Below are 20657 nucleotides of genomic sequence, written 5' to 3'. Positions count from 1 at the left end.
CCGTCAGTCCCAGGCGAGCGCGCCGCCCGACCGGTAGTCGATCACCCGCGTCTCGAAGAAGTTCTTCTCCTTCCTCAGGTCCATGGCCTCCGACATCCACGGGAACGGGTTCTCCGGCTCGCCGTGCAGGGGTTCGAGGCCGATCTGGCGGGCCCGGCGGTCGGTGATGAACCGCAGGTACTGCGCGCAGGCCTCGGCCGTGAGCCCGAGCATGCCGCGGGGCATGGTGTCGCGGGCGTAGGCGATCTCCAGCTCGCAGGCCTCGCCCAGCATCCCGCGGATCTCGCCGGCGAACGCGTCCGTCCACAGGTGCGGGTTCTCGAGCGTGATCTGGTTGATGCAGTCGATGCCGAAGTTCAGGTGGATCGACTCGTCGCGCAGGATGTACTGGTACAGCTCGGCGACGCCCACCATCATGTTGCGGCGCCCGAGCGACAGGATCTGCGCGAACCCGGTGTAGAACCACATGCCCTCGAACACCACGTAGAACGCCACGAGGTCGCGCAGGAACGCCCGGTCGGCCTCGGCCGTGCCGGTGGTGAAGCCCGGGTCGGACAGGCTCCGGGTGTGGCCCAGGGCCCACGCGTCCTTGTCGGTGATCGAGGGCACCTCGCGGTACATGTTGAACAGCTCGCCCTCGTCGAGGCCGAGGCTCTCGCAGATGTACTGGAACGTGTGCGTGTGCACGGCCTCCTCGAACGCCTGCCGCAGCAGGTACTGGCGGCACTCGGGGTTGGTGAGGTGCCGGTAGACGGCGAGCACGACGTTGTTGGCCACGAGCGACTCGGCGGTGGCGAAGAACCCGAGGTTGCGCTGCACCATCAGCCGCTCGTCGGCGGTGAGGCCGTCCGGCGACCTCCAGAGCGCGATGTCGGCCTGCATGCCCACCTCGGTGGGCATCCAGTGGTTGCTGCACGCCGCGAGGTAGCGGTCCCACGCCCAGCGGTACCTGAGCGGCAGGAGCTGGTTGACGTCCGCGCGGGCGTTGATCATGCGCTTCGCGCCGGCGTCGACCGGGGCGGCGCCGCGGTCGATCGTCTCCAACCCGGTGTTCACTGGCAGGCCTCGCAGTCCTGGTCGTCCATGCGGCACACGGCGGTGGGGACGGCGTTGAGCGTGCCGTCCGTGCCGCGCAGGGTGGACTTCTCCACGTGCGTGGCCGACTGCGTCCGCAGGTAGTAGGTGGTCTTGAGGCCCTTGTGCCAGGCCAGGCGGTAGAGCTCGTCGAGGGCGCGGCCGCTGGGGGAGGCGACGTAGAGGTTGAGCGACTGCGACTGGTCGATCCACTTCTGCCGCCGGGATGCGGCCTCCACCATGTAGCGGGGGTCGATCTCGAACGCGGTGGCGTATCGGGCCTTCAGGTCGGCGGGCACGCGGTCGATCGCGCCGAGGCTGCCGTCGAAGTACTTCAGGTCGGCCACCATCGCCCGGTCCCACAGCCCGCGTGCCTTGAGCTCGGCCACCAGGTACGGGTTGACCACGGTGAACTCGCCGGACATGTTCGACTTCACGAACAGGTTCCGGAACTGGGGCTCGATCGACTGCCCGACGCCGCAGATGTTGGAGATCGTCGCGGTCGGTGCGATGGCCATGACGTTGGAGTTGCGCATCCCCTGCCTGCGCACCCGGTCCCGCAGGGCGTCCCAGTCGAGGGTGGTGGACGTGTCGACGTCGAGACCGTCCCCCTCGCGGGCGGCGGCCAGCAGCGCGAGCGAGTCGATCGGCAGTACGCCCCGGCTCCACAGCGAGCCGTCGTAGCTGGGGTACCGGCCGCGCTCGGCCGCGAGGTCGGACGACGCGGCGATGGCGTGGTAGCTCAGGTGCTCCGTGCTGCGGTCGGCGAACTCGACGGCGGCGTCGCTCGCGAACGCGATCCCCTGGGCGAACAGCGCGTCCTGGAAGCCCATCAACCCGAGGCCGATCGGGCGGTGGCGCAGGTTGGACCGGCGGGCCTCGGGGATCGTGTAGAGGTTGATGTCGATCACGTTGTCGAGCATCCGCACCGCGGTCCGGACGGTGCGCCCCAGCTCCGCGGTGTCCAGCCCGTCCGGGCCGGCGTGGGCGGCCAGGTTGACCGAGCCGAGGTTGCAGACCGCCACCTCGCCGTCCGCACCCGCGCGGGTGTTGAGCGTGATCTCCGTGCACAGGTTGGACGAGTGCACGACGCCGGCGTGCTGCTGCGGGCTGCGCAGGTTGCACGGGTCCTTGAACGTGATCCACGGGTGGCCGGTCTCGAACAGCATCGTGAGCATGCGCCGCCAGAGCGCGACCGCGGGAAGGCGCCGGAACACGCGGATCTCGCCGCGGTCGGCCGCGGCCTCGTACTCGCGGTAGCGGGTGGCGAACGCGGGGCCGTAGAGGTCGTGCAGGTCGGGCGTCTCGTCGGGGGAGAACAGGGTCCACTCCGCGTCCGCCTCGACGCGGCGCAGGAACTCGTCGGGCACCCAGTTCGCGGTGTTCGTGTCGTGGGTGCGGCGCCGGTCGTCGCCGGTGTTCTTGCGCAGGTCGAGGAACTCCTCGACGTCGATGTGCCAGGTCTCCAGGTACGCGCAGGCGGCGCCCTTGCGCTTGCCGCCCTGGTTCACGGCCACGGCGGTGTCGCCGGCGATCTTGAGGAACGGCACGACGCCCTGGGAGAGCCCGTTGGTGCCCGTGATGTGGGCGCCGAGCCCGCGCACCGGGGTCCAGTCGTTGCCGAGCCCGCCGGAGTACTTCGCGAGCAGGGCGTTGTTCCGGTACCCCTGGAAGATCGAGTCGAGGTCGTCGTCGACGGTGGTGAGGAAGCACGAGGACAGCTGTGGCCGGGTCGTGCCCGCGTTGAACAGCGTCGGCGTGGAGACCATGAAGCGACGGGAGGACAGCAGCTCGTAGAACTCGATGGCCCGGGCCTCGCGGTCGTCCTCGCGCAGGGCGAGCCCCATGGCCACCCGCAGGAAGAACGCCTGCGGCAGCTCGAACCGCACGCCGCGCTCGTGCAGGAAGTATCGGTCGTAGAGGGTCTGCAGGCCGAGGAACGTGAAGTCCAGGTCGCGCTCCGGCCGCAGCGCCGCCGTCACCCGGTCCAGGTCGAACGTCAGCAGGGCCGGGTCGGCCAGCTCGAGCGCGACGGCCCGCTGCAGGTACTCGCGGACGTACCGCGGGTAGTGCCCCGCCATCTCGTCGTGGCTCGCCTGCCGGCGGGCACCGGCCAGATGTGTGAGGGCCTCGGTGCGCAGGCCGTCGAGGAGCAGGCGCGCCGCCACCGCCGAGTAGTTCGGCTCCGACTCGACGAGTGAGCGGGCGGCCATGACCGGCGCGATGGCGAGCTCCTCGTCGGTGATGCCGTCGTAGGCGATCCGGCGCGTCTCCGCCAGCACCGGACCGGCCTCGACGTCGGGGATGCCGGCCACGGCCTCGTCCACGAGCCGTTCGACGCGGCTGGGTGGGGTGGGGGTGGCGGTGATGACGGGTGGGGTCACAGCTCTCTCCTCGCGAGCTCGGGGGACGGGTCTCCACCGATGGCAGGTCTTCGGACTCGCGGGCGCGCACCGCACAACCCTGTGGCCGGTGCTCCTACTGGCCGTCGCTTCCCAGGTGGTGTCACACCCAGTGCTTCTGACGGCGGTTGTTCCCGCTCACCGCTGCGGGGCAGTCCCGGATTCCCACCGGGTTCCCTCTCGCCTCCCTCCGCCTGGCTGGCGGAGCGGAACCATCAGCCGCGCTGACCCTACATGTAGTGGTGTCAACGACGGCGCACCCCTACATGTCGTGGCGTGTCGCGGTGGCCGGACGGGCCGGGGGGCGAGCACCCCGATTCTCCGGAATTGTCGAGTTGCACATCGTGGAACTCGTTGACCGCCCTGAAAACGAGTCGTACCGTCGGCGCACGCTGCGAGAAGAGGAATCAGTTCTTCCGGTGCCCGCGGTCGTTGATCATCTGATCCGAAGAATCATGGAGACGAAGATGACGAACGGTGCCGTTTCCGTCCCGTCCCACCACAACCAGCCGTCGGTCGACCAGTCCGACCGCCTCGTCCCGATCAACCTGCGGCAGACGGGGCCCACACCGGTGGAGATGCTGATCTCCACGCGGATCCGCAAGAGCCCGTACTGGCACCTGTCGATGGGGGCCGGGTGCTGGCGGGCCGAGGTGTACAACCGGGTCTACCACCCGCGCGGCTACGTCCGGCCGGAGGACGGCGGCGCGATGGCGGAGTACGAGTCGCTCGTCAACGACGTCACGCTGTGGAACGTCGCGGTCGAACGGCAGATCCGCGTGAAAGGTCCCGACGCCGAGGCGTTCGTGAACTTCGTGATCACGCGGGACGCCGCCAAGATTCCGGTGATGCGTGCGCGGTACGTCATCCTGTGCAACGAGAACGGCGGGATCCTCAACGACCCGGTGTTGCTGCGGATCGCCGAGGACGAGTTCTGGTTCAGCATCTCCGACTCCGACCTGATGCTCTGGCTGCAGGGCGTGAAGGTCGGGCAGCCGTTCGACGTGCAGATCACCGAGATCGACGTCGCGCCGGTCCAGATCCAGGGCCCGCGGTCGGTGGACCTGATGGTCGACCTCGTCGGCCCCGAGCTCGCCGACCTGCCCTCGTACGGGCTGATGGAGGCCACCGTCGCCGGGCTGCCGGTGATCATCTCGCAGACCGGGTTCACCGGCGAGAAGGGCTACGAGATCTACCTGCGCGACGCCACGCTCCACGCCGAGGAGATGTGGAACGCCGTGCTGGAGGCGGGCCGGCCGCACAACCTGCAGGTCATCGCCCCGGCCCACCACCGCCGGGTGGCCGCCGGGATCCTGTCCTGGGGACAGGACATGGACGCGGAGACGCTGCCGTTCCAGGTGAACCTCGGCTACCAGGTGCCACGCGCGAAGGAGGCCGACTACATCGGCAAGGCGGCCCTCGAACGCGCCCGCGCGCAGATCGAGGCGGGCTCCCCGCCGTTCCGGAAGGTGCTGGTCGGCCTGCGGATCGGCGGCCGCCCGATCGATGACTACGCACCCGACTTCTGGCTCGTCCGGCCCGGCGACGGGGGCGACCCCGTCGGGTACCTGACCTCACCGTGGTGGTCCCCCGAGCTGGGCACGAACATCGCGCTCGGCTACGTGCCGGTCGAGCTCTCGGCGGTGGGCACCCCACTGGCCGTCGACCTGCCCGTCCAGTACGCGCACGTGCCCGGCAGCCCGGTCGATGCGGAGGTGGTCGAGGTGCCGTTCCGGCCGTCGGTGAACCCCAACACGCGGGAACGGCTGAAGGAACGCGGGCTCGACAGCGCCGTCTGATCCGGCCGTCCGACGATCAGGACGCCGGGACGGCGTCCCAGGCCAGCGCCGCGGCCCCCACCAGCGGCCCGTTCTGCGCGAAGCGGGCGGGCAGCACCTCCGGGGGGAACGGCACGGCGCGGTCGAGCACGGACTCCAGCGCGGGCAGCACGACGTCGGCCGACTCGACCATCCCGCCGCCGACCGTGATCCGAGCGGGGTCGACGAGGATCGCGGCGTTGGCCACGTGCACGGCGAGCTCGTCGAGCGTCTCGGCCAGGAAGGCGCGCGCCCCGGGAACGCTCCGGGCCAGCGCGAACACCGACGCCGCATCGCCGCCGCCGCCGAAAGCGCGGCCGCGGGCGCCGATCGCGCCGCCGCCGACGCGCTCCTCCAGCGGGGCGTGCCCGCCGGCGCGCCCGCCCGCGACGGGCAGGTTGTAGCCGATCTCGCCCGCGGCCCCGTGCGCGCCGGTGAGCACGGCGCCGTCGACGACGACGCCGAGCGCGATGCCGGTGCCCAGGTTCAGGTGCAGCCCGGTGTGGATGCCGTGCAGGCGTCCCCACCGCGCCTCGGCCAGCGCGGCGGCCTTCACGTCGGTGGCGCACATCACCGGCACCCCGAGCGCCTCCTCGAACGTGTCCTGCAGGCGCAGCCGCGACCAGCCCGGCACGTTCGGCGCGAGGAGCACCCGGTCGCGCAGCACGATCCCGGGGCTGGCGACGCCGGACCCGAGCAACGCGCGACCGCCGACGTCGCCGACCAGCGAGCGCGCCGCCTCGATCGTGCGGGCGACGGCCTGCTCGGCGCCCCGTTCCGCGTGGATCGGGAGCCGCTCGCTCGCCAGCACGGTGCCCGTCGCGTCGAAGGCGGCCAGGCCGGCCTTCGTGCCCCCGAAGTCGACGGCGAGGACGTAGCCGTCTCCCACCGCGTCGGATGATGAGCTCACGCCGCCCCGTCCGCGCCGCCGCGGCGCGCCAGCGAGTCGATCGCCACCGCGATCGCGAGGACCGCGCCCGTGACCATGAACCGCACCGAGGAGTCGACGTTGAGCAGCAGCATCCCGTTGGTGATCGACTGGATCACCAGGATGCCGAGCAGCGCGGCGTAGGCCCGGCCGCGGCCGCCGAACAGGCTGGTGCCGCCGATCACGGCGGCGGCGATCGCGTTGAGCAGGATGTCGCTGCCGCCGGAGGTCTGGTTGACCGCGGCGAGCCGGGACGCGGCCAGCACCCCGCCGACCGCGGCCAGCGTCGATGCCCCGACGAAGGCCAGGATCCGCACCCGGGTGACGTTGATGCCGGCTCGCCGCGACGCCTCGGCGTTGCCGCCGACCGCGTACATCCGCCTGCCCCAGACCGTGCGGCGCAGCGCGAGGTCGAGCAGCACCACCAGCCCGCCGAAGATCACCAGCGTGAGCGGGACACCGCGGTCGGCGTTCAGCACGACCACCCCGGCCGCCAGGAGCACGGCGAGCCCGGCCGGGCGCGCGAGCACCCACGCCGTGCCCGGCACCGCGAGCTCCGCCGCGACGCGCATGCGCCGGGTGACCAGCGACGACGCGAGGTGCGTCCCGACCATGACGACGACCAGCGCCCAGCCGAGCCACGGCGGGAGCCAGGTGTCGGACAGCAATGCGATGCCCCGGTCGAAGGGCAGGTTGATCGTGCCGGCCCCGCCGAGCAGGAACAGCATCAGGCCGAGCCAGCCGATCAGCCCGGCCAGCGTGACCACGAACGACGGCATCGACAGCTTCGTGCGCATCAGCCCGTGCAGCAGGCCGATCACGGCGCCGGTGACCAGCGCGCCGAGCAGCGCGAGCACCGGGTTCCAGCCCTGCTGCGTGTACAGCAGCGTCATGACCACGGCGGACAGGCCGCTGACCGAGCCGACCGAGAGGTCGATCTCGCCGAGGAGCAGCACGAGCACGATCCCGAGCGAGATCGTGCCGGTGGCGGCCATCTGCAGGGCGAGGTTGGTGAGGTTCTCCGCGGACAGGAAGTGCTGGTTGAGCGAGGAGAACACGATCGCGATGAGCACCAGCCCGACCGCGACGGGGATCGACCCGAGGTCGCCGCGGCGCAGGCGGTCGCGGGCCGCGTCGAGCACGCCGCGGCCGGGCGGGTGGGGAGCGGACACCTTCACGGCCACCTCGGTCACGATGCGATCCCGTAGGGGCCGGCGCCGGTGATGGCGGCCACGATCTCCTCCTGCGTGGTCGACGCCGTCTCGAACGTGCCGGCGTTGCGTCCGAGGCGCAGCACGACGACCCGGTCGCTCACCTCGCGGACGTCGGCGAGGTTGTGCGAGATCAGCAGCACGGCGAGGCCGCGCTGGCGCAGCCGCTTGATCAGGCCGAGCACCTGCGCGGTCTGCTCGACGCCGAGTGCGGCCGTCGGCTCGTCGAGGATGACCATCTTCGGCTCGCCGAGCAGGGCGCGCGCTATCGCGACCGACTGGCGTTGCCCGCCGGACAGCGACGCCACCGCGGTCCGGACGTCCTCGATCTTCACGTCGAGCGAGCGGAGCAGGTCGCGGGCTGCGCGCTCCATCCGGATCTCGCCGAGCACGCTGTAGCGGCGCACCTCGGAGCCGAGGTGCAGGTTCGCGACCACGTCGAGGTTCTCGCAGAGCGCGAGGTCCTGGAACACGGTGGTGATCCCGAGCGCCTGAGCGTCCTGCGGGCGGCCGATCCGGACCTGCTCGCCGTCGAACGCGATCGTCCCGCCGTCGGCGGTGATCGCCCCCGAGACCACCTTCACCAGCGTGGACTTGCCGGCGCCGTTGTCGCCGACCAGCGCGACCACCTCGCCCGCGTGGACGTCGAGGTCGGCGCCTGCCAGCGCCTGCACGGCGCCGTAGCGCTTGGTGGCGCCCCGGACCGAGAGCACCGGGGTCCCGCTCGTGCTCACGGCAGCCCCGCCTCCGTGCACGCCGCGGCGATGTCGGGCGTGCAGATGTCGGAGGCCGCGTAGAAGCCGTCCGCGACGATCGTGTCCTTGATGGTGTCCTTGGTGACGGCGATCGGGTCGAGCAGCGTGCTCGGGATGTCGGCCGTGCCGTTGTTCACGGTGGCGTTCGTCCGGGGTGCTTCGCCCTTCGCCAGCGCCACGGCGGCCTGGGCCGCGTTCCCGGCCTGCTCCTTGATGTTCAGGTAGATCGTCATGGTCTGCTCGCCGGTGAGGATCCGCTGCACGGCGGCGAGCTCGGCGTCCTGTCCGGTCAGTGCGGGAAGGGTGGCGTAGCCGGCGCGCTTGAGCGCGGCGACCGCGCCGGTGGCCATGCCGTCGTTGGCCGAGTAGACACCGACGATCGAGTCGCGGCCGAGCGACGTGATCGCCTGCTCCATCTGTTCCTGGGCCTTGTCGGGGCTCCAGTCGGGGGTGTCGAACTCGCGGCCGATCGTGACCTTGCCGTCGAGGGCGTTGTGCGCGCCCTTCTTGTAGTCGGCCGAGCTGGGGTCGGTGGGGGAGCCGTTGATCATGACGATCTGGCCGGTGGTGGCGGTACCCCGCCTGTTCAGCTCGTCGAGCAGCGCCTGGCCCTGCACCTCGCCGACCTTGACGTTGTCGAAGGACACGAAGTACTCGTAGCCGATGCCGGAGATCCGCCGGTCGTAGGCGATCACCGGGATCTTCTTCTGCTTGGCCTGGTTCACCAGCGGCGCGACTGCGTCGGCGTCGACCGCGTCGAGGACCAGCACGTCGGCGCCCTGGGTGAGCGCCGACTCCACCTGGCTCTGCTGCTTGGCGGCGTCCTGGTCGGCGTTGAAGTAGAGGAACCCGCAGTCCGGGCACAGCTGCTTCAGCTCCGCCTCGAAGACCGGCTTGTCGAACTGCTCGTAGCGGGTGGTCTTCGACTCGGGGAGGAACAGCGCGACCGTGGCGGCCTCCTCGCCGGGCCGGTCGCCGCCCGCGGGGGCGCTGTCCCCACCGCCCCCGGACCCGCAGCCCGCCGCGAGGAGCAGCGCTGCACCTACCGCCATGACGAGTCGTCCGCGCATGGAGTGTCACCCTCTTGATGGGAGCGGTGGGTCGCCCTGTTGAGCGTTGGTAAGAAAGGTAGTTTACTAATGCGGTCCGCGTCCAGACGGCATCGAGGTGGCCGATGAAGGCGCAGGTGGGCAACCCCCAGCTGCTGCGCGCCATGAACGAGCGCCTGCTGCTGGACCACCTCCGCGAGCACGGCCCCGCCTCGCGGGGCGACCTCGCGGCGGCGAGCGGGCTCTCCAAGCCCACCGTCTCGGCCGCGCTGGCCGGGCTGGAGTCGGCCGGGCTGGTGCACCTCGTCGGGTCGCGCGGGGGCAAGCCGGGGCCGAGCACCGCGATCTACGACATGAACGCGCGGGCCGGCCTCGTCGCGGGCGTCGACATCGGCCGGAAGTGGATCCGGCTCGCCATCGCCGACCTGCGCGGCGAGTTCGTGGGGCGGCGCGACGTGCGCAACACGGCGCGCTCCGGCGCGGAGCTGGTGCGCCGGGTGCGCAGGCTCGCAGTCGAGGTGGCGGGCGAGGCCGGCGTCGAGTGGCAGAGCGTGCGCTACGCGGTGATCGGCAGTCCCGGCGTGCTCAACCCGGCCACCGGCCGGCTCGACATGGCCCCCAACCTGCCCGGCTGGGGCAAGGCGGGGCTGGTCGAGCAGCTGCGCACCGCGTTGCAGGTGGAGTCGGCGATCGAGAACGACATCAACCTGGCGGCCGTGGGCGAGCTGACGTCCGGCGCGGGGCGGGGCGTGCGGAACTTCGTGCTCGTCTCGGTGGGCACCGGCGTCGGCATGGGCATCGTGATCAACGGCTCGCTGTACGTCGGCGGCAGGGGCGCGGCGGGGGAGGTGTCGTTCCTGCCGAGCGGCGACCTGGAGGTGCCCAGGCTCGATGCCCGCCAGCGGGGCATGACCGAGGCGGCGACGGCGGCGTCGGGCCTCGTGCAGGCCGCCCGCGACGCCGGGCTGCCGTTCGGGTCGGCGCAGGAGGTCTTCGCGGCCGCGGCGGGCGGCGACGAGCGCGCGCAGGCGATCGTGGCGGCCGAGGGTCGCCGGATCGGCGCGCTGATCACCGCGGTGACCGCGATCCTCGACCCCGACCTCGTCGTGCTCGGCGGGGGTGTCGGGCGCAACCTCGACGTGCTCGCCGACCCGATCGCGCGCCGGATCGCCGAGCTCGGCCCGCTGCGGCCGACGATCGTGGCGAGCGAGCTCGGCGACGGGGGCGTGCTGCACGGTGCGGTGGCGCGGGCCCTCGACGTGGCGCGCGACCAGCTGTTCGAGCGCCGCTCCCAGGGCGCCTGATCCTCTATTGCCCTGCCATGACGACCGTCATAGGTTGTGCACGCCTCGCCGAGGCGAACAGATCGTGAGGAGAGCCCGTGGACGTGTCTCCGCCGCCCGAGTCCGGAGGCCTGCGCCGCGAGCTCGGCACCCGCCAGCTCACCATGATCGGGATCGGCGGTGCGATCGGCACGGGGCTCTTCCTGGGCTCCACGTTCGCCGTCTCCCAGGCCGGGCCGGGCGTGGTCGTCGCGTACACGCTGTGCGGGCTCGTCGCCCTCGTCATCGCCTGGGCGCTGGCCGAGATGGTCGTGGTCCACCCGACGGCCGGCGCGTTCGGGTCGATCGCCCACGCCTACCTCGGCGCGGGCACCGGGTTCGTCCTGCGCTGGACGTACTGGGCCATGCAGGCCATCGCGATCGGCGGCGAGATGATCGCCGCCGGCATCTACGTCCAGTTCTGGTGGCCCGACCTGCCGCTGTGGCTGCCGGTGCTGGTGTTCTCGCTGGTCGTGCTGGCCGTCAACTCGTTCGCCGTGAAGGCGTTCGGCGAGACCGAGTACTGGCTCGCGATGATCAAGGTGTCGGCGATCTGCATCTTCATCCTGCTCGGCGTGGTGCTGATCGTCGTCGGGCTCCCCGGGCGGCCGGCCACGGGCGTGGAGAACCTGTACGCCGAGGGCGGGTTCCTGCCCAACGGCCTTCCCGGGCTCGCCCTGGCGATGGTGTTCGTGCTGTTCTCCTACATCGGCACCGAGGTCGTGTCCGTCACCGCCGCGGAGTCGGCGAACCCGACCCGCGACGTTCCGCGCGCGGCCCGGGCGATGGTGCTGCGGCTCGCGCTGTTCTACATCCTCGCCGTGCTGGTGATGGTGACCGTCGTGCCCTGGACGGTCACCGCCGAGGGCGGGGACCTCACCGCCAGCCCGTTCGTCACGGTCTTCGCGAGCGCCGGGATCCCGGCGGCCGCCGCGATCATGAACTTCGTCGTGCTGACGGCCGCCCTGTCCAGCGCGAACACCAACCTCTACCTGACGACGCGCATGCTGCACTCGCTCGCGCAGCACCGGCTCGCCCCGGCGTGGGCCGGGCGCCTGTCGTCCGCCGGGGTGCCCCGGGCGGCGCTCGCGCTCTCGGCGGTCGGGATGCTCGTGGCGACCGTGCTGTCCTGGAACCAGGACTCGGGCGCCTACCTCGCCCTGTTCGGCATCTCGATCTTCGCGGCACTGGTGGTGTGGATCCTGATACTCGTCACGCACACGGCCTTCCGGGTCCGCCGCAGGAGGCTGGAACTGCCGGCCTCCCCGGTGCGGCTGTGGGGAGCCCCGGTGACGCCGGCACTGGTCGTCGTGTTCCTGGCCGGGGTGCTGCTCTCGACCACGCGGATCGAAGGGCTGGACACGGCGTGGCAGGCGGGGGTGCCGTTCTTCGCCGTGCTCGTACTGGTCTACCTGGGCATCCGGTGGACGCGGGGCGGTGTCGTCGACGATGGCGACGACGTGTTGGCGGCCGAGCTCGAGGCGCGCCGCAGCGACGAGCCGCAGCTGGGTGAGAGGTGAGGGCCGCGGGGCACGTCGTGCACTTCCGCGACGTCGAGCCGGAGCGGACCGGAGGTGTCGCGACGCACCGGGTGCACGCCGACGTCGACGGCTCCGGTCTCGAGCTGGTCGTCGTCGTGGTCGAACCCGGTCACGCGGCCCGGCGCCGGGTCGAGGGCGGCCGCGACGAGCTGCTGTACGTCCTCTCCGGCGGCGGCACGCTCGTCGTCGGCAACGCGGCCGACGAGCTCGTCCCGGACACCGGTGCCCTCGTCGGCGGCCCCGCCGCGTACGCGGTGCGGGCGGGCGGGGCGCCGCTCGTGGTCGTCGTGGTGGCCGGGGGCACCGACTCCGGCCGGGAGTGCGGCGAGGCGGTCCGCACCGTCTGCGTGGCCGACCAGGACCGCGAGGCGGCCGTCAGCGACCGCCAGTTCCGGATCCTGTTCGACCCGGGCCGCGGCTGCTCCGGGATGACCCAGTTCGTGGGGTACGTGCCGCAGGTGCGCACCCCGCGGCACTACCACCCCTACGACGAGATGCTGTGCATCGTGCGGGGGTCCGGCACCGTCGAGATCGAGGGGAAGGAGGCCGCCGTGGGGCCGGGAGACTGCTACTACCTCCCCCGCGGCTGCGTGCACCTCGTGCAGAACTCGGAGGAGGAGCTCCTCGTCGAGCTCGGCGTCTTCACCCCGGCCGGGAGCCCCGCCCAGAACACGCCGGTGGAGTGACCGGCCTCAGTTCCCCACGCCGAGTCCGGCCATGAACGCGGACGGGTAGCGGTCGCCGCGGGCCGCGCCGGCGGGCACCGCCTCCTCGATCTCGGCGAGGTCGTCCGCGGTGAGGTCCAGCTCCGCCGCGGGCAGCGCCTCGGCCAGCCGCTCCCGGGTGCGGGCGCCGACCAGCGGCACGATGTCCGCACCCTGGGCGGCCACCCACGCGATCGCGAGCTGGGCGACGGTGCAGCCCTTCGCCTCCGCGACCCGGCGCAGTGCCTCCACGAGGGCGAGGTTGTGCTCCACGTTCCCGCTCGAGAACCGCGGGCTGATGCCGCGCAGGTCGCCAGGGCCAGCGGTGTGGCCCGCCGTCCACCGCCCGGAGAGGAGACCCCGCCCGAGGACGCCGTACGCGGTGAGGCCGATGCCGAGCTCCCGCAGCGTCGGCAGGACCTCGTCCTCGACCGCGCGGGACAGGAGCGAGTACTCGATCTGCAGCTCGGCGATCGGGTGCACGGCGTGCGCCCGCCGGATCGTCCCGGCGTCGACCTCGGAGAGGCCGATGTGCCGCACGTACCCGGCGTCGATCATCTCCTTGATCGCGCCCACCGTCTCCTCGATCGGCACGGCCGGGTCCAGCCGGGCGGGCCGGTAGACGTCGATGTGGTCGGTGCCCAGGCGGGTCAGCGAGTAGGCGAGGAAGTTCTTCACCGCCTCGGGGCGGTTGTCCTGCGGGCCGAACTCCGGGCCCGGCCCGCGCAGCTGGCCGAACTTCACGCTCAGCTGGTAGCCGTCCCGATCGCGCCCGCGCAGCGCCTCGGCGAGCAGCAGCTCGTTGTGGCCCATGCCGTAGAAGTCGCCGGTGTCGATCAGCGTGACGCCGGCCTCCAGCGCCGCGTGCACGGTGGCGATGCTCTCCGCGCGGTCGGCCGGGCCGTATCCACTCGACATGCCCATCGCGCCCAGGCCCAGTGCGGAGACGGCCGGTCCGGTGCTTCCCAGGGTTCGTGTCTGCATGGGCCCACCCTGTGCCGGAAGTCCGGGGTGCGGGAGTGGAGCGTTCATCCTGGGAGGGCCGCTCCCTGGATCGACCCGCCCGCCGCGGGGAGCATGGGGTCATGCAGCGCGACCAGCTCGCCGACTTCCTGCGCCGTCGCCGCGAGGCGATCCGCCCGGCCGAGGTCGGCATCGCAGGCGGTCCCCGGCGGCGCACCACCGGCCTGCGCCGGGAGGAGGTGGCGATGCTCGCCGGCATGTCGGTCGACTACGTCGTGCGGCTCGAACAGGGTCGCAGCAGCCAGCCCTCCACCCAGTTGCTCGCCGCGCTGGCCCGTGCCCTGCGCCTCTCCGACGACGAGCGCGACCACCTGTTCCACCTCTCAGGCCACCGGCCCCCGCCGGCCGACGGGGTGGCCCGCCTGGCCCGCGCCGGCCTGCTGCGCATGCTCGACCTGCTCGGCGACACCCCGGCCGTGGTGCTGTCCGACCTGGGGGAGGTCCTCGCCCAGAACCGGGTGGCCCTCCTGCTGGCGGGCGACCAGACCGGTTTCTCCGGCGACCGGCGCTACGCCGTCTACCGCTGGTTCACCGACCCCGCGAGCCGCGCCGTTCGCCCCGCCGAGGAGCACGAGCACAACGCCCGCCAGCTCGTGGCCGACCTCCGCGCGGCCGCCGGCCGCCGCTCCGGCGACGCGGAGGTCACCGGGCTCGTCGACCGGTTGCGGGCCGCGAGCGCCGACTTCCGCCTGCTCTGGGCCGAGCACGAGGTGGCGGTCCGGCGCGCCGACCGCAAGACCTTCGTGCACCCGCGGGTGGGCCGCCTGCTGATGGACTGCGAGACCCTGGTCACCCCCGATCAGCGCCAGCTGCTGGTGGTGCTCACCCCGGCCGACGCCGAGGCCCGCGAGCGGTTGGAGCTGCTGCGGGTGCTCGGTGTCGAGGAGTTCCCGGCTGGGGCCCCGCCCGACTCCACGGACGCGCCCGTGCAGTGAGGCGTCAGCGCAGCGCCACCTCGTCCCCGACGCGCAGGACGCCTCCCGTCCCGACCTCGGCGTAGCACCCCGCGCAGGGCAGGACGCCGAAGCCGGGGACGTCGACCCGGTTGGACCGCATCAGCGTTCGAACGGCGTGCGTGGCGCGGGGGAGGGTCCCGTGCTCGAGCGTCGGCACCGAGCAGCGCGGGGTGGGCAACGAGACGCGCAGGGTCGTCCGCGCGCCATCCGCGCCCCTGACCTCCAGTTCACGGCCGATCCAGTCGTTCTCCACGAACGGAGCCGTGCCGGGCGGTGTCTCGAGCACCACGTTGGGTCGGTAGCGCACGTTCTCCACGCCGACCTCGTCCAGGGTGGCGCTCGTGATCAGGTGCACCGGTGCGTAGTCCACGAACGTCGTGCCGGGCGTGCCCTGTCCGATCTCCAGGGTCGCCGCCTCCACCACGGCGTCGACCCCGTGCTCCAGCACGTCCTCGGGGGCCGGGCGCTCCACCGTCGCCCCGTCCGGCCGTTCGGAGCAGACCCGCACGGGCCGGCCCAGCGCCTCCGAGAGCACCCGATCGGTGTCCGGGTCCGCGGCGTCGAGCGCGCGTCCGGAGGGCGTGGTGATCCGGACGCCGCCGTCGTCGATCCGCGCCGAGTACTTCAGCAGGTCCCGCCACAGGCGGGGGTGCTTGGCCGTCGCGACGATGTCCGTGGTCCGGTCGACCACCGCGAGAACGCGGTCGAAGGCGAGGCCGCTCGCGTCGACCCGCGCCTCGGCGACCTGCTCCCCGAGCATGGACTTCACCGGGTAGCGCCGTAACGTCGTGATCCGCATCTCGGCTCGTACCTCCATGGTGCTCGGCGAGGAGTGCGAGTCCCAGCCTAAGGACGGCGCGTTCCGGCTCGCGCACCCAACAGCAGCACGCCCACCACCGCGATGGCGATGCCGAGGCCGGCCGCCGTGAGGAAGACCAGGTCGTAGCCTGCGGCGAGGGCGGCGGGCGAACCCGCGTCGGCCTCCATCCCGGCCCGGGCACCCGCGGCCGTCGCCAGGACGGCCAGGCCCACCGACCCGCCGACCTGACCGGCGGTGGTCGCCAGGCCGCCGACGATCCCCGCGTCGCCCCCGGGAGCGTCGGCGGTGGCCGCGGCCATGAGGGTGGGGAAGGTCAGCCCGATCCCGACCGCGACGAGCAGCGTGGGCCCGAGCACGGCGGTGACGTACCCGCTGCCGGCGTGGGCCTGGGCGAGCCAGCCGAAACCGGCGACCAGGCAGGCGCAGCCCGCCAGCACCAGCGCACGCGTCCCGGCCCGCGGCAGCAGCGTGGCGGCCAGCCGGGCGACCACCATGAACGTCACCGCGGCGGGGGTCTGCCCGAGCCCGGCGTGCAGCGCGTCGTAGCCGAGGACGTTCTGCAGGAACAGCGACGTGAAGAACCACATCGCGATGGCGACCGCCCCGAACAGCAGCAGCGTGACGGTGCCGACGGCCACGCTCCGCACCCCGAACAGCCGCAGGGGCATCATCGGCCGGGCGGCGACCCGCCCCTCCACCACGGTGAACACGGCGAGCAGGAGCAGGCCGACGCCGACCGGCCCGGTCACCGCGGCGGACGCCCAGCCGTTGTCCGCGCTCTGCATCACCCCGTAGACCAGCGCGCCCAGGCCGGCCGTCCCGGTGACCGCGCCGGTGAGGTCGAGCGGCTCCCGGCGGCCGGTGCGCGTTCCGGCCAGGGCCGCCGTCGCCATCACGACCAGCGCGGCGCCGATCGGTACGTTGATCAGGAAGACCCAGCGCCACGACAGGCCCGTCGTGATCGCGCCGCCCGCGACCGCGCCTGCCATCCCACCCACACCGCCCGAGGCGGACCACGCGCCGAACGCCCGGGCCCGCGCCTGCCCGTCGGCGCCGCTGGTGTTGATCACGGCGAGCGTCGCGGGCGCCAGCATGGCGGCCCCCACGCCCTGCGCGACGCGCGCTGCCACCAGGACCTGCGCGGTGGTGCTCAGCCCGCCGATCAGGCTCGAGGCGGAGAACAGCAACAGCCCGGCGACCAGCAGGCGGCGCGGGCTGAGCAGGTCGACGGCGCGGCCGGCGAGCAGCATGAAGCCGGCGAACGTGAGCAGGTAGCCGTTCACCACCCAGGCCAGGCCGGTGGCCGTGAACCCGAGATCTCCGCGGATCGAGGGCAGGGCGACGTTCACGATGGAGGCGTCCAGGATCACCATGAACTGGCAGGCGCAGACCAGCGAGAGGACCAGCCAGGCGGGGCCCGCGTGCGACGTGGCACGCCGGGCCGCGGTGCCGGTCACGAGTTCCCCACCTCGGCCATGTCCGACTCCTCGGGTTAGAGTTAGTTATGCGCATAATAGTTATGCGGCTAACTAATCCTGTCAAGGAGGCCCCGTGGACTTCGCGGACGCCGACGCCATCAACCAGGCCATCCGCCTGCTGAGCCTGCGCCACCGGGCCAGGGCCGCGGCGCTGCTGGCCCCGCTCGGCCTGCACCCCGGACAGGAGGTGCTCCTGCTCGAGCTCGCCCGGACCGGCCCGATGATCCAGGCCCAGCTCAGCGACGCGCTCGGGGTCGAACCGCCCAGCGTCACGCTCATGACCCGCAAGCTCGAGGCCTCCGGGCACATCCGCCGCACCCCCGCGCCCTCCGACCGGCGCGCCAGCGTCGTCGAGCTCACCGAGAGCGGTCAGGCGCTCGTCGTGCGGGTCGAGCAGCTGTGGTGCGCCCTCGCGGAGCAGACCGTGGCCGGCCTGCCCACCCGGACGGTGGCCGAACTGCCCGGCGTCCTGCGGGCCGTGGCCGCCAACGTGGCCACCAGAGGCGCTAGACCTGCATCGCCCCCGGGAACACGTAGTAGAACAGCAGGCCGATGAGGATGAGGTAGCCGAGGATCACCAGCGTCCAGGACATGTTGTAGCGGATGACGTCGCCCTCCTTGCGGACCATCGACGTCGTCGCAACCCCGACGCTCGCCGTCTGCGGCGCAACGGGTTTGCCGACCTCCGCGCCCACCGAGTTCAGCGACGGGAAGAGCAGCAACGGCACGTTCAGCAGCTTGGCGACCGACAGCTGGAACGCCCCGAACACCGCGTTGGAGGACGTGTTGCTGCCCGAGAGCGCGACGGCGATCCACCCGAGGATCGGGGCGAGGACGATGTAGAACGAGCCGAGCTTGGAGAAGCCGTTGGCCATCGAGTTGGCCATCCCGGAGTAGTTGAACACGGTGGCGAGCCCGAAGATGAACGGCGCGACGAGCAGCGCTCCCCACATCTGCTGGAAGGTCGCGCGGAACGTCTCCTTGAGGTGGCGCCCGGTCGGTCGCAGGAACGCGCAGATGAGCAGCCAGGACACCAGGATCGCGGTGCCCGCCACGAACGGTGCCCACTTGAAGCTCGTGCTCGTCGCCTTCTGGTCGAGTGAGCTGATCGCCTGCACCGCGGGTGCGAACGGGGTGTAGCCCGGAAGCGGGGACCACGGTCCGGTCCAGGCCACCACGACGGCGACCAGGATTCCGAAGGGTACGAGCCCGCGCACGGCGGCCCGGGCGCCGCCCGCCGGGGCCCGGTTCGCGCCGGGACCGTCGCGTCGCCCCACCGGGGGTTCGAGCTCGCGGCCACCGAAGCCCAAGGTCACCGCGGGCCGCCAGACGCGCAGGAACAGCAGCAGCGCGCCGAAGCAGACGAGGGAACCGATGATGTCGGGCAGGTACGGGCCGAGGTACTGCGATGTCGGGAACTGCCCCGCGATGTAGCTCAGCGCCCCGACGACACCCAGCGGCCACCCGGTGCGCAGCCCGCGCCACCCGCTGACCAGGTAGATGAGCACGAACGGCGGCAGCAGCGCGAGGATCGCGACGATCTTGCCGATGGACGCGGAGAGATCCATCAGCGGGAGCCCGGTGACCGCCGCGAGGCCGATGATCGGCGCGCCGAGCGCCCCGTAGGAGACGGGGGCGTTGTTCGCGATCGCCGCGACGCGGATCGCGGCGAGGTCCGCGACCCCGAGCGCGATGAGGATCGGTGCGACGACCGCCCACGGGTAGCCGAACCCCACCAGGCCCTCCATCAGGGCGCCGAAGGCCCACGCCATGAGGATGGTCTGGACCCGGATGTCGCCGGTCGCCTGCTCGACCAACCAGTCCTTGAAGGCACCGAACGCCCCGGTCGTCACCATCGTGTTGTAGATGACCACGCCCCAGAACACGATCCAGGCCACGGACCAGATGCCGGTCGCGGCGCCGAGCCCGTAGGCGGCGAGGCTGCCCGAGACGGGCGCCCCCCACAGCAGGACGCCCAGCAGCACGGTCACCACGGAGCCGATGATCACGGCCTGCCACGCGGAGAGCCGGAAGCCGGCGAGCAGCACCAGCAGGACGGCCACGGGCACCAGTGCGATCAGCGTGCTCGCCAGTACCGAGCCGACCGGGTCGAGGGTCTGCGGGAACGGTGCCATGACGCACTCCTTGCACACCGAGCCGGGTGAAGGTGCCATCGTCCCTCGCGTCACGCCTCCCCGCGACGCGGAAGGGAGTCGTAATCTCTTTCCCGGGAGCATCGACGGCTGACGGACAGCTTGGGGGTTCGCCCGGGGCTTCGACTTGCCCCGCCCGTACAGGTTTGCGTTGACGCAACTGTCACCTTCGGCCATGGATGCGCCGGCACGTCGGCGGGTACTGGGGGGTGTGGTGTCCGATCGGGTTCAGCCGATTGCGCTGGGACGATGTGTCGCGGCGCGGCTGCCGGCCATCCTCGGCGAGGTCCGCGACCTGCTCGCCGAGCGCCACCCCGACTACGCGCAGTTCGTGTTCGACGAGCTGGACGAGATCGTCATCGCCGCGCGGGGGTTCGTCGAGCGGCTCGTGGAGATGGCCGCGCGGGACGGGACGGCGGTCGAGTACGACTCGGTGTTCCGGCTGGAGCGGGCGCTGTTCGAGGAGATCGGGCGGATGCACTGGCGGCAGGGCCAGAGCATCACGGGCCTGCTCGCCGCGTACCGGGCGGGTGCGAGCGTGGCCTGGCGGCACGTCGCCGACGAGGCGCTGCGCGCCGGGGTGCCCGCCGAGATGTTCGCCGCCCTCGCGTCGGCGGTGTTCGCCGCGGTGGACCAGCTGTCGTCGGCCACCCTCCACGGCTACCTCGAGGAGCAGTCCACGGCGGCGTTCGCGCGGGAGCGGCTGCGGGACGAGCTGACCGAGCTGCTCCTGTCCGACCGGTCCGACTCCACCGCCATCCGCGCCGCCGCCGAACGCGCAGGCTGGGACCTGCCGCGCACCGCGGCGATCGTCCTGGTCGACCCGGACAACGAGGTCGGCCGCCGGCTCCTGCCCCGGCTGGGTGACACCTGCCTGCGCCTGCGGCGCCCGCAACGCCTCGTCGCCGTGGTCCCGGACCCCGACGGGCCCGGACGGCGCCACCGGCTGCGCGAGGTGGTCCGCGGGGCCCACGCCGTGATCGGTCCCTGCGTCCCGCTCGACCGGCTCCCCGCGAGCGTGCGCCTCGCCGAGCTCGCCGTCCGGCTGCGGCGCACCGGCGTCCTGAACGACGACCCGCTGTTCGTCGACGAACACCTCGACGCGATCCTCGTGCACCACGACGAGCAGCTGCTCGTCGAGCTGCGCGCGCGCTTCCTCGCGCCGCTCGCGGAGCTGCCCCCGTCCACGCGGGACCGGCTGGCCGAGACCCTCGCCTCCTGGCTGACCCACCTGGGCAACCGGCGGGCGGTCGCCGCCGAGCTGCACATCCATCCCCAGACCGTCCGCTACCGGCTGGGCAGGCTGAGGGAGCTGTTCGGCCCCGCCCTCGACGACCCCCACACGCGCAGCGCGCTCCTGCTCGCCATCGCGTGGGGACCGCCCGCCCCGGACGACGAGGAGAACCCCGGATGAGGCGGCGTCT

The 20657-nt window shown here is 72.4% G+C and carries 17 protein-coding genes and 1 riboswitch; of the genes, 7 read left to right on the top strand and 10 right to left on the bottom strand.

Features of this window, described 5'->3' with window-relative positions; genetic code table 11:
- Positions 1-3: 3 nt before the first annotated feature.
- Both ABEA81_RS07240 and ABEA81_RS07235 read right to left on the bottom strand, forming a co-directional pair.
- On the bottom strand, positions 4-1056 hold the full coding sequence (locus tag ABEA81_RS07240) for a ribonucleotide-diphosphate reductase subunit beta (RefSeq protein WP_425570472.1): 1053 nt from the start codon (positions 1054-1056) through the stop codon (positions 4-6).
- A complete protein-coding gene (locus ABEA81_RS07235) occupies positions 1053-3458 on the bottom strand; it encodes a ribonucleoside-diphosphate reductase subunit alpha (RefSeq protein ID WP_345604041.1) in 2406 nt (801 codons plus the stop codon). The genes ABEA81_RS07240 and ABEA81_RS07235 overlap by 4 nt, the downstream gene beginning before the upstream one ends.
- A 24-nt stretch (positions 3459-3482) precedes the next feature.
- A riboswitch (cobalamin riboswitch) is annotated at positions 3483-3708 on the bottom strand.
- Positions 3709-3943: 235 nt separating this feature from the next.
- On the opposite strand from ABEA81_RS07235, the gene ABEA81_RS07230 reads away from it, so the two are divergent.
- Positions 3944-5275, top strand: a complete 1332-nt coding sequence (locus ABEA81_RS07230) for an aminomethyltransferase family protein (RefSeq protein WP_345604040.1) — start codon at positions 3944-3946, stop codon at positions 5273-5275.
- A gap of 16 nt (positions 5276-5291) precedes the next feature.
- Here ABEA81_RS07230 and ABEA81_RS07225 read toward each other — a convergent pair whose 3' ends face one another.
- The 4 genes from ABEA81_RS07225 to ABEA81_RS07210 are packed head-to-tail and all read right to left on the bottom strand — an operon-like array spanning position 5292 to position 9239.
- Positions 5292-6203, bottom strand: a complete 912-nt coding sequence (locus ABEA81_RS07225) for an ROK family protein (protein WP_345604039.1) — start codon at positions 6201-6203, stop codon at positions 5292-5294.
- Positions 6200-7414 carry a sugar ABC transporter permease gene (locus ABEA81_RS07220; RefSeq protein WP_345604038.1) on the bottom strand — a complete coding sequence of 405 codons (1215 nt, stop codon included), beginning with the start codon at positions 7412-7414 and terminating at the stop codon, positions 6200-6202. The genes ABEA81_RS07225 and ABEA81_RS07220 overlap by 4 nt, the downstream gene beginning before the upstream one ends.
- Positions 7411-8166, bottom strand: coding sequence for an ATP-binding cassette domain-containing protein (locus ABEA81_RS07215; protein WP_345604037.1), 756 nt, complete (start codon positions 8164-8166; stop codon positions 7411-7413). The genes ABEA81_RS07220 and ABEA81_RS07215 overlap by 4 nt, the downstream gene beginning before the upstream one ends.
- Positions 8163-9239, bottom strand: coding sequence for a sugar ABC transporter substrate-binding protein (locus ABEA81_RS07210; RefSeq protein ID WP_345604036.1), 1077 nt, complete (start codon positions 9237-9239; stop codon positions 8163-8165). The genes ABEA81_RS07215 and ABEA81_RS07210 overlap by 4 nt, the downstream gene beginning before the upstream one ends.
- A gap of 122 nt (positions 9240-9361) precedes the next feature.
- Here ABEA81_RS07210 and ABEA81_RS07200 point away from each other — a divergent pair, with 122 nt between their 5' ends.
- The 3 genes from ABEA81_RS07200 to ABEA81_RS07190 all read left to right on the top strand — a co-directional run bounded on the left by ABEA81_RS07200 (position 9362) and on the right by ABEA81_RS07190 (position 12785).
- Positions 9362-10540, top strand: coding sequence for an ROK family transcriptional regulator (locus tag ABEA81_RS07200; protein WP_425570471.1), 1179 nt, complete (start codon positions 9362-9364; stop codon positions 10538-10540).
- 77 nt (positions 10541-10617) lie between these two features.
- Positions 10618-12078 carry an amino acid permease gene (locus ABEA81_RS07195; RefSeq protein ID WP_345604035.1) on the top strand — a complete coding sequence of 487 codons (1461 nt, stop codon included), beginning with the start codon at positions 10618-10620 and terminating at the stop codon, positions 12076-12078.
- Complete coding sequence (locus ABEA81_RS07190; protein WP_345604033.1) at positions 12075-12785, top strand: cupin domain-containing protein; 711 nt, start codon at positions 12075-12077, stop codon at positions 12783-12785. The genes ABEA81_RS07195 and ABEA81_RS07190 overlap by 4 nt, the downstream gene beginning before the upstream one ends.
- A gap of 6 nt (positions 12786-12791) precedes the next feature.
- Here ABEA81_RS07190 and ABEA81_RS07185 read toward each other — a convergent pair whose 3' ends face one another.
- Entirely contained in the window at positions 12792-13787 is a 996-nt protein-coding gene (locus ABEA81_RS07185; RefSeq protein WP_345604032.1) for an aldo/keto reductase, read from the bottom strand.
- Between the two features lie 101 nt (positions 13788-13888).
- Here ABEA81_RS07185 and ABEA81_RS07180 point away from each other — a divergent pair, with 101 nt between their 5' ends.
- Positions 13889-14761, top strand: coding sequence for a helix-turn-helix transcriptional regulator (locus tag ABEA81_RS07180; protein ID WP_345604031.1), 873 nt, complete (start codon positions 13889-13891; stop codon positions 14759-14761).
- 4 nt (positions 14762-14765) lie between these two features.
- On the opposite strand, the gene ABEA81_RS07175 is transcribed toward ABEA81_RS07180, so the two are convergent.
- Positions 14766-15581 (bottom strand): MOSC domain-containing protein, encoded by an 816-nt coding sequence (locus tag ABEA81_RS07175; protein WP_345604030.1) that lies wholly within the window; start codon positions 15579-15581, stop codon positions 14766-14768.
- Between the two features lie 47 nt (positions 15582-15628).
- Complete coding sequence (locus ABEA81_RS07170) at positions 15629-17059, bottom strand: MFS transporter (RefSeq protein WP_345604029.1); 1431 nt, start codon at positions 17057-17059, stop codon at positions 15629-15631.
- A 94-nt stretch (positions 17060-17153) separates the two neighbouring features.
- On the opposite strand from ABEA81_RS07170, the gene ABEA81_RS07165 reads away from it, so the two are divergent.
- Positions 17154-17636: a MarR family winged helix-turn-helix transcriptional regulator gene (locus ABEA81_RS07165; RefSeq protein WP_345604028.1), complete on the top strand. Its 483-nt coding sequence runs from the start codon at positions 17154-17156 to the stop codon at positions 17634-17636.
- On the opposite strand, the gene ABEA81_RS07160 is transcribed toward ABEA81_RS07165, so the two are convergent.
- Positions 17587-19215: an L-lactate permease gene (locus ABEA81_RS07160; RefSeq protein ID WP_345604027.1), complete on the bottom strand. Its 1629-nt coding sequence runs from the start codon at positions 19213-19215 to the stop codon at positions 17587-17589. The genes ABEA81_RS07165 and ABEA81_RS07160 overlap by 50 nt on opposite strands.
- A 232-nt stretch (positions 19216-19447) precedes the next feature.
- On the opposite strand from ABEA81_RS07160, the gene ABEA81_RS07155 reads away from it, so the two are divergent.
- Positions 19448-20647 carry a PucR family transcriptional regulator gene (locus ABEA81_RS07155; protein WP_345604026.1) on the top strand — a complete coding sequence of 400 codons (1200 nt, stop codon included), beginning with the start codon at positions 19448-19450 and terminating at the stop codon, positions 20645-20647.
- Positions 20648-20657: the final 10 nt, after the last annotated feature.

Source organism: Pseudonocardia adelaidensis (genome assembly GCF_039543345.1).
Lineage (GTDB): Bacteria > Actinomycetota > Actinomycetes > Mycobacteriales > Pseudonocardiaceae > Pseudonocardia > Pseudonocardia adelaidensis.
Note: the sequence above shows the minus strand (reverse complement) of the source record. Positions and strands in the feature narration are given on the sequence as shown.

Excerpts from the sequence above, each read along its gene's own strand:
- ABEA81_RS07230 (WP_345604040.1), top strand. The coding sequence starts at position 3,944 with ATGACGAACGGTGCCGTTTCCGTCCCGTCCCACCACAACCAGCCGTCG.
- ABEA81_RS07210 (WP_345604036.1), bottom strand. The coding sequence starts at position 9,239 with ATGGCGGTAGGTGCAGCGCTGCTCCTCGCGGCGGGCTGCGGGTCCGGG.
- ABEA81_RS07200 (WP_425570471.1), top strand. The coding sequence starts at position 9,362 with ATGAAGGCGCAGGTGGGCAACCCCCAGCTGCTGCGCGCCATGAACGAG.
- ABEA81_RS07185 (WP_345604032.1), bottom strand. The coding sequence starts at position 13,787 with ATGCAGACACGAACCCTGGGAAGCACCGGACCGGCCGTCTCCGCACTG.
- ABEA81_RS07180 (WP_345604031.1), top strand. The coding sequence starts at position 13,889 with ATGCAGCGCGACCAGCTCGCCGACTTCCTGCGCCGTCGCCGCGAGGCG.
- ABEA81_RS07175 (WP_345604030.1), bottom strand. The coding sequence starts at position 15,581 with ATGCGGATCACGACGTTACGGCGCTACCCGGTGAAGTCCATGCTCGGG.
- ABEA81_RS07160 (WP_345604027.1), bottom strand. The coding sequence starts at position 19,215 with ATGGCACCGTTCCCGCAGACCCTCGACCCGGTCGGCTCGGTACTGGCG.